Raw genomic sequence first — 10,339 nt, forward strand, 5'->3', positions numbered from 1 at the left:
CGCCGGTGTCGATCTCCCGCACGGATTCGGGCGCTGCTCTATTCACGGTGTGCTCCTTCTGCCATGTTCCGCACGGCGAGGTGGCTGAAGACCATGCTCGTGCCGATCGGGTTGCCGCCGCCGGGATAGGCGGTTCCGCTGGGTGCCGCCATGGTGTTGCCCGCCGCATAGAGGCCGACGATCACATTGTCCGCCTGATCGAGCACCCGCGCGGCGGTATCGGTGCGCAGCCCACCTTTGGTGCCCAGATCCGAGACGCCGAACGCGGCCGCGTGGAACGGCCCCTTTGTGATCGGGTACAACGGTGGCGCACCGCCGGAGAAAGCACGGTCGTAGGGTTCGTCGCCGCGCCCGAAGTCCTCGTCGATACCGCGCCGGACAGAATCGTTGAACCGCGTCACCGTCTCCACGAGGTTCTGCGGTGGCACGCCGATCTCGGCGGCGAGTTCTTCCAGAGTGTCGGCCGTGCGCCACAGGCCGGCGGCGACGTACTTCTCCGGTTCCACCATCGAGACGTTGGTGGCTTTGACCGGTGGAACTCCACCAGCACCATCGCCACTGTCGTCGTAGATCATCCAGTACGGCAGGGTCACCCGTCCGTCGGCGATCGCCGTCAGCACCGCCCGGCCGAGCCGGTCGTAGGCCGCCGATTCGTTGACGAACCGTTTCCCGTCGTCGTCGACGAAGATGCCACCGGTGAACCACAGGGAGAACGCCGACGTCCCGTCCGGGTGTGTCAGGCCCGGCGACCACCACGCCTGGTCCATCAGGTCGCTGTCAGCGCCCACAGCCATCGCGGCGAGGTGGGCCAGGCCCTGATTTCCCCACGGCCCCATGGTGTCTCGGGAGGCGCCCGGCACGCCGAACCTCGCGCGCATGTCGTCGTTGTGCTCGAAACCACCGGCCGCCAGCAGCACACCGCGGCGTGCGCGGATCCTCCGGCGCTCCCCGGCCGTTTCGACGACGGCCCCGACGACAACCCCGTCGGCGACGACCAACTCGGTCAATGCGGTGTTCAACCGGGCCGAGGTGTTCGGATATCGCCGCGTCGCGGCCAGGAACCGGGCGATCAGCGCGCGGCCGCCGACGAAGTAGTCCTGGGGTCGCGGATGTCCGAGGCGGTCGGAGTCCAGGGGCCCGCGGATGAGTTCGGCCAGATCGGGAGCGACCGACACCCTGAGGGCTTTGGCGGCGATGTGCCGCATCCCGTCGGCGCGTGCCTTCGGGGCCTTGCCGAAGTAGTCGGGCCACGGCAGCAGCGTGAACTTCAGCAGCTCATCGGATTCGAGGTACTCGATCAGCGGCGCACCGCTGCGGACGTAGGTTTCCTGGAGGGCGCGCGGTGTGCGGTCGCCGACCACCGAGGTGTAGTACTCGAGCGCGTCGTCGATGCGGTCGTCGGTGCCCGCGCGCAGCAGCACCGGGTTGCACGGGAACCACATTCCGCCGCCACCCGAATACGCAGTGGTGCCGCCGAACCTCTCGGTGGCCTCCACCAGGATCACCTCGAGTCCTTCCCGCGCGGCGGTGTAGGCCGCGGTGGCCCCGCCCGCGCCGGACCCGGCGACCAACACATCGGTCACCTCGTCCCAATCATGGTCTTCGCGCAAGCGCTCATCCGGCTCATGGTCTTCGCGCAAGCGCTCATCCGGCTCATGGTCTTCGCGCAAGCGCTCATCCGCCTCAGGCATGGGGCTTCCTTCCGTGCTGGGCGAACTCCGCGTCCAGGGCGCGGCGGTCCTCGTCGGTCATCCGCCGGTACACCGGTCTCCCGCGACCGACCCAGCGGTACACCGGTTCGTCGGTGTGCCAGCGCTGGGCCTGCAGATCACGTTTGAGGACCTTGTTCGAACCGGTGGCCGGCAAGTCGGCCGACACCCGGAGCAGACGGGGAATCCCCTTGGCGCCCAGATCATCCTGAGCCTCCAGAAATGCCGCAAAGTGATCGACGTCGAATGCTGCCGGGTCGGCGACTTCGACGGCGGCCATCACCTGATCGCCCGACCGCGGGTCCGGCACACCGTAGACCCCTGCGGTGATCACCCCGGGATGGCGCCGGACGACACGTTCGACGGTCAGCGCCGAGGTGTTCTCGCCGTCCACCCGGATCCAGTCGCCGCGCCTCCCGGCGAAGTACAGGAAGCCGTCGGAGTCGAGGTAGCCGAGATCACCGGACCAGTACCAGCCGTTGCGCACCCGCTCGGCGTCTGCGGCGTCGTTGCGGTAATAGCCCTCGAAATCCCGGGCGCCACGCCGATCGACGATCTCGCCGATGCTCTCGTCGGGGTTGAGCACCCGCCCCTGCGCGTCGAGAACTGCCGCCGGGCAGGGCGTCAGGGACTCGGGGTCGACGATCACGACATCGGGATGCGCCGGTCGGCCCAGGGCGCCCTCCGGCGCCGCCGGGTCGGGTGCGGCCACCGCACCGCCCTCGCTCGAGCCGTACCCCTCGAAGAGTTCTGCGCCGAACCGGCGGCGGAACTCGTTCTGGTCCTCAGGTGAGGCCTCGGTGCCGAATCCTCGTGTCAGGGTGTTGTCTGCGTCGTCGGGCAGCTCGGGAGTCGCCATCAGGTACGCCAGTGCCTTGCCAACGTAGGTGAAGAACGTGGCGCCGAAAAGCCGTACATCCGGCAGGAATCGGGACGCCGAGAACGTCGGGGCCAGACATACGGTGGCACCGTTGGCGAGCGCCGGTGCCCACAGCGCCATGATCGCGTTGCCGTGGAACAGCGGCATGCAGCAGTAGTCGACGTCCCCGCGGTGATGGCCGAACTTGTCCGTCGCCGCAGAGGCGATGCGGGCCAATCGGCCCTGACTGCACTTCACTGCTTTGGAAGTCCCCGTGGTCCCCGAGGTGAAGAGCAAGAGGAACAGCGACCGCATGTCGACATCCGCCGCGGCGGCCGGTTCGGTGCGGCTTGCCTCGACGCGCTGCCGGTACCCGGTTTCGTCGACGACCAGGAACCGGGCAGCCTCGAGGCCGTGGTCGAGATCGCGCAGCCGCTCCATGCCGGATGTGTCGGTCACGATCAATTGGCAGTCCGCATGCCGGATGTCGGCGGCCAGGTCGTCCGCGCCGCGGGTGGGATTGAGCCCGACGACGGTCGCCCCGGCCAATGCGGCCCCGCCGAGCCAGAACACGAAGTCCGGCACATTGTCCAGCAGCACGCCGATGTGAAAGGGCGCCGCGGAGAATGTCTCGTCGCGCAGCGTGCGTGCCAGCGCCGCCCGCGCTGCCGACTCACCCACCACCTCGTCCCATGTCCAGGTGCGGTCACGGCTCCGCAATCCCGGGTGCTGGTCTCCGACACGGTCGAGCAGCATGGTCGCGATATCCGCGGCTGTCACGGCCGGGCGATCGGGTAGACGGGGTCGGGGCAATCGGTGGCCTCCGCGGACAGTTGCCGCTTGAGGACCTTGAAGGTCTGGGTGCGCGGCAGGGCGGTCCCGACACGGACGAACGCCGGCCATTGTTTGATATCGAGATCGTCCTGCCCGCGCAGGAATTCGGTGAAGGCCCCGGCGTCGAAGGTGGTGTCGTCAGGCAGGACCAGCGCGGCCATCACTTGATCACCCACCGACGGATCCGGAATCGGATAGACCGCAGCCTCGGTGATTCCGGGGAAGCGCATCAGAATCCGCTCGATCGGTGCGGTGCCGAGGTTCTCTCCGTCGACACGCATCCAATCGCCCAGTCGGCCGGCGAAATAGGCGAAACCGTCTTCGTCGCGGTACGCGAGGTCGCCGCTGTGGTAGACGCCGCCACGCATCCGATCGGCCTCTGCGGCAGGATCTTTGTAGTAGCCGCGGAACTGGCCGGACCCCTCGGTGTTGACGAGTTCACCGACGATTCCGGGCGGGCATTCGGCGCCGGTCTCGACATCGAGGATCGTCACCCCGCCCACCAGCGGACCCAGGGCACCGTCAGGAGTGTCTGGAGTGCGGGCGATGGAGACCCCGCCCTCGCTGGACCCGAACCCGTCGACGACCTGCACCCCGAACCGCCGCGCGAACCGGGTCAGGTCCCGCGGCGCACCCTCGTTGCCGTAGGCCACCTTCAACGGGTTCTCGGCGTCGTTTGGGCGCTCGGGGGTGGCCAGGATGTATGACAACGGTTTGCCGACATAGTTGGCATACGTCGCGCCGAAGCGCCTGACGTCCGGAATGAACTGCGATGCGGAGAACTTGCGGCGCAATGCGATCGACGCCCCCGCAGCCACGGCCGGCGCCCACCCCGCCATGATCGCGTTGGAGTGGAACAGCGGCATCGACAGATAACACGTGTCGGCGGGACCGAGCCCGAAGCGCTGCGAGAGCATGGCGCCGGGGAACGCCACCTTCTCGTGGGTACAGCGCACGGCCTTCGGATCGCCGCTGGTGCCCGAGGTGAAGATCAACATGAACAGGTCGTCGGGATCGGCGGTACGGAAGTCGACCGGTGTGCCCTCGAACGAAGCGAGTTCCGCGGCGAAATCCGGTGATTCGACGTCGACAGCGGTCATGCCGTCGACTGGTTCGTCGGCCAGCACGAGCTGACAGTCGGCGTGCTCGATGTCGCGCTGCAGCGCAGCGCCCCGACGCGTCGGGTTCAGTCCGACCGGCACGATCCCCGACAGCGCGGCGGCCACCAGCACCGTGCAGAAGAACGGGGTGTTACCCAGCAGCACCCCGACGTGCGGGGGCGCGCCGGGGTCCAACCGTGCCCGCAGCGCCGCGGCGAGGTCGGCGCCGTCCTGAATGTGGTTGCGCCAGCTCACGAAGGTCGCCGATGGCTCCCCGCAGTCACCGGTGCCGACGGAGTGGACACCCCGATCGTCGACGTCGACCAGGGATGTCAACAACCCCGGAACGGTCGGTGAGAGGGGGGTGGCCACCGTGGGAGCGCGAATCAGGCCGGTGTGTCGGCCAGTTCGCGACCGATCGCCAGCAGCTGCCCGGTGGCGCTGCCCACCGCGAACTCGGACTGCTTGGCCGCCAGGAAGTACCGGTGCACCGGGTGATCGGTGTCGATTCCGACGCCACCGTGCACGTGCACCGTCGTGTGGGCCACGCGGTGACCTGCCTCGGCCGCCCAGAACGCCGCCGACCGCACATCGATGTCGGCGGGGTGGTCCTCTGACAACCGCCACGCGGCCTGGGTCAATGTCAACCGCAGCCCCTTGATGTCGATGTAGCCGTCGGCCAGGCGCGAGGAGACCGCCTGGAAGCTGCCGATCGGCCTGTCGAACTGTTCGCGTTCGCGCGCGTACAGCGCGGTGAGCTCCAGCGCCCGGTCCAGCACGCCCAACTGGAAGGCAGACAGGCCCAGCAGCTGACGGGTTTCCAGCCAGCCGACCACCGCCGCGCCGTCGGACCCGACGGCGCGCTGCTCGTCGACCTCGACATCGCGCAGTTCCAGATGCCCGACGCAGCCGTGTCCGGTGGTGCTCAACGACGTGGCTGTGACGCCTGGATCATCCGCGGCGATCACGAAGACCAGTGTGCCCGAGTCGGTCTCGGTGGGAACCAGGAACGCGTCGGCCACCGGCCCGTAGGGCACCAGGGTGCGGGTGCCGGTCAATCGGTAGCCGCCGTCGCGGGCTTGAGCGCGGACCGGGCCGTCGCCCATCTCGCCGGCCAGTGCAACGGTGAGGATCTTCTGACCGGTGACGGCGGGCACCGCCCACTGCTGCTGCAGCTCCTCGGAGCCGAAGGTCGCCAGGGCGCCCGCGGCCACCACGACCGACTCCAGATACGGCACGGCGGCGAGTTGCCTGCCGAGGGCCTCGAGCACGGCGGCTTGCTCCAGTACGCCGAATCCTCCGCCGCCCAACGATTCCGGGGATGCGGCCGACAGCACGTCGGCGTCGACGAGCTTGGACCACAGCGCTGTGTCGAAGCGGTGTTCGGCACCGTCGAGCTCGCGCTGGTGTTCCGGCGTGCACACCGCCTCGGTGATGGTGCGGACCAGCCCGGAGAGATCCTCTACCGCTTCTGGTTTCAAAAAGTCCATGCGAAATCTCCTCTTGCCGTTAGCGGTTGACCCGGGGCAGGCCGAGAGCGACCATGCCGATGATGTCCCGCTGGATCTCGTTGGTGCCGCCGCCGAACGTGAGGATCAGGCAGGACCGGTGCATACGTTCCACGCGGCCACGCAACAGCGCACCGGGCGAATCGGTGCGCAGCGTCGCCGCCGTGCCCAGCACCTCCATCAGCAGCCGATAGGCCTCGGTGGCCAACTCGGTGCCGTAGACCTTCGCCGCCGACGCGTCGGCCGGGGACGGGGCGGCGTCGCTGGATGCGAGCTCCCAGTTGATCAGCTTGAGCACCTCGGCCTTGGCGTGCACACGGGCCAGGTTGAGCTGGACCCACTGCGAGTCGATCAGGCGGTTGCCGTGGGCGTCCTTGGTGTTCTGTGCCCACTCGCGGACCCCGTCGAGCGCCGAGAAGATCGGCTGGGCCGAAACCAGCGCCACCCGTTCGTGGTTGAGCTGGTTGGTGACCAGCTTCCAGCCCGCGTTCTCTTCGCCCACCAGGGCCGAGGTCGGAACCCTGACGTCCTGGTAGTAGGTGGCGCTGGTGTCGACACCCGACATCGTGTGCACGGGTGTCCAGGAGAAGCCCTCGGCCGTGGTCGGCACGATCAGCATGGAGATGCCGCGGTGTTTCTTGGCTTCCTGGTTGGTGCGCACCGCCAGCCAGACATAGTCGGCGTAGGCGATCAGGCTGGTCCACATCTTCTGCCCGTTGATGACGTAGTCGTCCCCGTCACGGACCGCGGTGGTGCGCAGTGCCGCCAGATCGGTGCCCGCACCCGGCTCCGAATAGCCGATCGAGAAGTGCAGTTCGCCCGCGGCGATCTTGGGCAGGAAGAACCTCTTCTGCTCCTCGGTGCCGAACGCCATGATCGTCGGTGCAACGCTGTTGATGGTCAGAAACGGCACCGGCACGTTGGCGATCGACGCCTCGTCGTTGAAGATCAGCCCGTCCATCGGCGGGCGACCCTGGCCGCCGAACTCCTCGGGCCAGGACAGCGTCAGCCAGCCGTCCTTGCCCATCTGGGCGACGGTGTCGCGGTACACGCTGCCGCGGCCCATCTCGCCGTCGCTGGACGCCAGCGCTTCGGCGCGCTCGGGTGTCATGAGCTTGGTGAAGTACGCGCGCAGTTCGCGGCGCAACTCCTCCTGTTCGGGGGTGTAGCCGATTCGCATCGCGCGGTCCTCACTTCTCTGCGAGCCTTGGTGACGGTACCCAGGGATACCTAAGGTCTTTCCCGGTTGTAACACGTTCTAGTCTTGGGGTCCAGGGTGGTGTCAGACTACGGGCAGGAGGATGTCATGCGAGTGGAAGTGGACCGTGACCGTTGCGAGGGCAACGCGGTCTGTGTAGGAATAGCTCCGGACTTGTACGAGCTGGATGACGAGGACTACGCGGTGGTGAAGCTCGACCCGGTCCCTGCCGAGGAAGAGGCGCTGGCCGAGCAGTCCATCGCCGAATGTCCCCGCGCCGCTCTGATCCGCCACGACTAGAGGTATTCATACTTTGACCAATTCTTCGTCCCTCCGGGGGACCCAGACAGATCTGTCCGGTCACGTCGCCGTGGTGACCGGTGCCGCCGCGGGCCTGGGGCGCGCAGAGGCCATCGGCCTCGCACAGGCCGGTGCCTCGGTCGTCGTCAACGACATCGCCCCGGCGCTGAACGAATCCGACGTTCTCGAGGAGATCGCCGCGGCCGGCGCCAAGGGCATCGCGGTCGCGGGTGACATCAGCGAACGGGCCACCGCCGACGAGTTGGTCGAGACGGCCGACGGGCTCGGAGGTCTCGCGATCGTGGTCAACAACGCGGGCATCACGCGCGACCGGATCCTGTTCAACATGACCGACGAGGAGTGGGACTCGGTCATCGCGGTGCACCTGCGGGGCCACTTCCTGTTGACGCGCAACGCCGCCACCTACTGGCGGTCGAAGGCGAAGGCAGGTGATGGTCAGGTGTACGGCCGGATCATCAACACCTCGTCGGAGGCCGGCCTGTCCGGGCCGATCGGCCAGCCCAACTACGGCGCCGCCAAGGCCGGCATCACCGCGTTGACGCTGTCGGCTGCCCGTGCGCTCGGGCGTTTCGGAGTGCGTGCGAATGCTATCGCTCCGCGGGCCCGCACCGCCATGACGGCCGGCGTGTTCGGTGATGCGCCCGAGCTGCCTGACGGCGGGGTGGATCCGCTGTCCCCCGAACACGTCGTGAACCTGGTGCGATTCCTGGCCTCTCCTGCTTCTGAAGCGGTCAACGGCCAACTGTTCATCGTCTATGGTCCGACGGTGACGCTCATCGCGGCGCCGACCGCCGAAACGCAGTTCAGTGCCGCAGGTGACGCGTGGGATCCGGCCGACCTGTCCGACACCGTCCGGGACTACTTTGCTGGCCGGGATCCCGAGAAGAGCTTCTCGGCCGCCATGGGCCTCGGGGATCGAGACTGACAGTCTCGGTTGTCAGCGACCGTCGCCAATTAGAACACGTTCTACAATGACCTAGGTCACAGAGGCTTTGAACTGCGTAAATGTAACATTTTGACGGGGTTTTTCCGTTCTTTGACACTGCGAACGTGTTCTAGTTAATATGATCCAGCCCACTCAGAGGTGTGTTCAGTAGTGAGGTGGAGGGTCAGCGTCGAAAGCCGGTGGCGATCTCTTCGCCAGCGGGTAGTCTCGCGGGTCATCCCGCACCGAGAACGGAGCCGAGGTTGATCGAACAGCTTGCGGCACCCACCCGGGCCGTGGGCGGATTCGTCCAGATGTCCACGGAGACGTTCTCGAAGATCTTTCGCCGCCCATTCCAGTTTCGCGAGTTCCTCGAGCAGACGTGGATGATCGCACGCGTATCGCTGCTGCCGACGCTGTTGATCTCCATCCCGTTCACAGTCCTGGTCGCATTCACTCTCAACATCCTTCTTCGCGAGATAGGCGCCGCCGACCTTTCCGGGTCGGGTACTGCTTTCGGGACCGTGACTCAGCTCGGTCCGATAACCACCGTGCTCGTGGTCGCCGGCGCAGGGGCGACCGCGATATGCGCCGACCTCGGCGCGCGGACCATCCGCGAGGAGATCGACGCCATGCGGGTGCTGGGCATCGACCCGATCCAACGTCTCGTGGTGCCCCGCGTACTGGCATCGACGGTCGTGGCGGTGTTGCTCAACGGCTTTGTCATCCTGATCGGTCTGAGCGGAGGATATGTTTTCTCCGTGCTCCTCCAGGGAGTCAACCCAGGGGCTTTCATCAGTGGCCTGACCATTCTCACCGGTCTGGGCGAGCTCATCATCTCGGCAGTCAAGGCTTTGCTGTTCGGTCTGATGGCGGGACTCGTGGGTTGTTACCGTGGCCTCACCGTGAAAGGCGGACCCAAGGGCGTCGGAGAAGCCGTCAACGAAACCGTCATCTACGCCTTCATCTGTCTGTTCGTGATCAATGTGCTGATGACCGCCATCGGCGTTCGGGTTCTGAGCTGATGAGTCAGCTGGGAAGCTACGACGCCACGCTTCGCCTGCGGCGGGCATTGGGGCGGCTACCCCGTGCCGTCGACTCATTCGGGGAGCAGGCGCTGTTCTACGGCGAATCGATCCGATACATCCCGAACGCGGTACGGCGGTATCGCAGAGAAACGTTTCGGCTGATCGCGGAGATGACACTGGGCACCGGTGCGCTGGTCCTCATCGGCGGTACCGTCGGCGTGGCGGCGTTCCTCACGTTGGCTTCGGGCGGCGTCATCGCCGTGCAGGGTTACGAGTCTCTGGGCAACATCGGCATCGAAGCGCTCACCGGATTCCTGAGTGCATACCTCAACGTGCGCATAGTGGCGCCGATCATCGCGGGCATCGCGCTCGCCGCCACCATCGGCGCCGGCACCACTGCCCAGTTGGGCGCGATGCGCATCTCCGAGGAGATCGACGCTGTCGAATCGATGGCCGTGCATTCGATGTCCTACATGGTGTCAACCCGGATCGTCGCCGGGTTGGTCGCAATCATCCCGCTGTACTCTCTTGCCACGTTGGCGGCGTTCTTCTCTGCGCGCACCATCACCGTCTATGTCAACGGACAATCTGCTGGTCTCTACGATCACTACTTCAATACGTTCCTGATACCGACCGACCTCCTGTGGTCGTTCGCTCAGGCGATCGTGATGGCGATCGCGGTCATGCTGGTCCACACCTACTACGGATACAACGCCTCGGGCGGCCCAGTCGGCGTCGGCGTCGCGGTGGGCAAGGCGGTTCGGACGTCGCTGATCGTCGTCGTCGTCATCACATTGTTCATTTCCCTTGGCGTGTATGGCGCCACCGGTAATTTCAACCTGTCGGGATAGAAAGGA

At 66.6% G+C, this 10,339-nt stretch carries 9 protein-coding genes; 4 read left to right on the plus strand and 5 right to left on the minus strand.

Annotation, left to right across the window (positions count from 1 at the left end; all coding sequences use genetic code 11):
- Positions 1–38: 38 nt before the first annotated feature.
- The 5 genes from ABDC78_RS20540 to ABDC78_RS20560 are packed head-to-tail and all read right to left on the minus strand — an operon-like array spanning position 39 to position 7,190.
- Positions 39–1,691, minus strand: coding sequence for an FAD-binding protein (locus ABDC78_RS20540; protein ID WP_178361697.1), 1,653 nt, complete (start codon positions 1,689–1,691; stop codon positions 39–41).
- Positions 1,684–3,324 (minus strand): AMP-binding protein, encoded by a 1,641-nt coding sequence (locus tag ABDC78_RS20545; RefSeq protein WP_218621441.1) that lies wholly within the window; start codon positions 3,322–3,324, stop codon positions 1,684–1,686. The genes ABDC78_RS20540 and ABDC78_RS20545 overlap by 8 nt, the downstream gene beginning before the upstream one ends.
- A gap of 20 nt (positions 3,325–3,344) precedes the next feature.
- Positions 3,345–4,874 (minus strand): long-chain-fatty-acid--CoA ligase FadD17, encoded by a 1,530-nt coding sequence (gene fadD17, locus ABDC78_RS20550; protein ID WP_178361699.1) that lies wholly within the window; start codon positions 4,872–4,874, stop codon positions 3,345–3,347.
- Positions 4,875–4,888: 14 nt separating this feature from the next.
- On the minus strand, positions 4,889–5,992 hold the full coding sequence (locus ABDC78_RS20555) for an acyl-CoA dehydrogenase family protein (RefSeq protein ID WP_178361700.1): 1,104 nt from the start codon (positions 5,990–5,992) through the stop codon (positions 4,889–4,891).
- 19 nt (positions 5,993–6,011) lie between these two features.
- Positions 6,012–7,190 (minus strand): acyl-CoA dehydrogenase family protein, encoded by a 1,179-nt coding sequence (locus ABDC78_RS20560; protein WP_178361701.1) that lies wholly within the window; start codon positions 7,188–7,190, stop codon positions 6,012–6,014.
- 126 nt (positions 7,191–7,316) lie between these two features.
- Here ABDC78_RS20560 and ABDC78_RS20565 point away from each other — a divergent pair, with 126 nt between their 5' ends.
- From ABDC78_RS20565 to ABDC78_RS20580, 4 genes are all read left to right on the plus strand, one after another.
- A complete protein-coding gene (locus ABDC78_RS20565) occupies positions 7,317–7,508 on the plus strand; it encodes a ferredoxin (protein ID WP_178361702.1) in 192 nt (63 codons plus the stop codon).
- A gap of 13 nt (positions 7,509–7,521) precedes the next feature.
- Positions 7,522–8,454: a 3-oxoacyl-ACP reductase gene (locus tag ABDC78_RS20570; protein WP_178361703.1), complete on the plus strand. Its 933-nt coding sequence runs from the start codon at positions 7,522–7,524 to the stop codon at positions 8,452–8,454.
- 263 nt (positions 8,455–8,717) lie between these two features.
- The gene (locus ABDC78_RS20575; protein WP_178361704.1) at positions 8,718–9,479 is read left to right on the plus strand and encodes an ABC transporter permease; all 762 of its coding nucleotides are present in this window, start codon (positions 8,718–8,720) and stop codon (positions 9,477–9,479) included.
- Positions 9,479–10,333 (plus strand): ABC transporter permease, encoded by an 855-nt coding sequence (locus tag ABDC78_RS20580; protein ID WP_178361705.1) that lies wholly within the window; start codon positions 9,479–9,481, stop codon positions 10,331–10,333. The genes ABDC78_RS20575 and ABDC78_RS20580 overlap by 1 nt, the downstream gene beginning before the upstream one ends.
- Positions 10,334–10,339: the final 6 nt, after the last annotated feature.

The sequence above is a fragment of the Mycobacterium sp. DL genome, assembly GCF_039729195.1.
GTDB classification, from domain to species: domain Bacteria; phylum Actinomycetota; class Actinomycetes; order Mycobacteriales; family Mycobacteriaceae; genus Mycobacterium; species Mycobacterium hippocampi_A.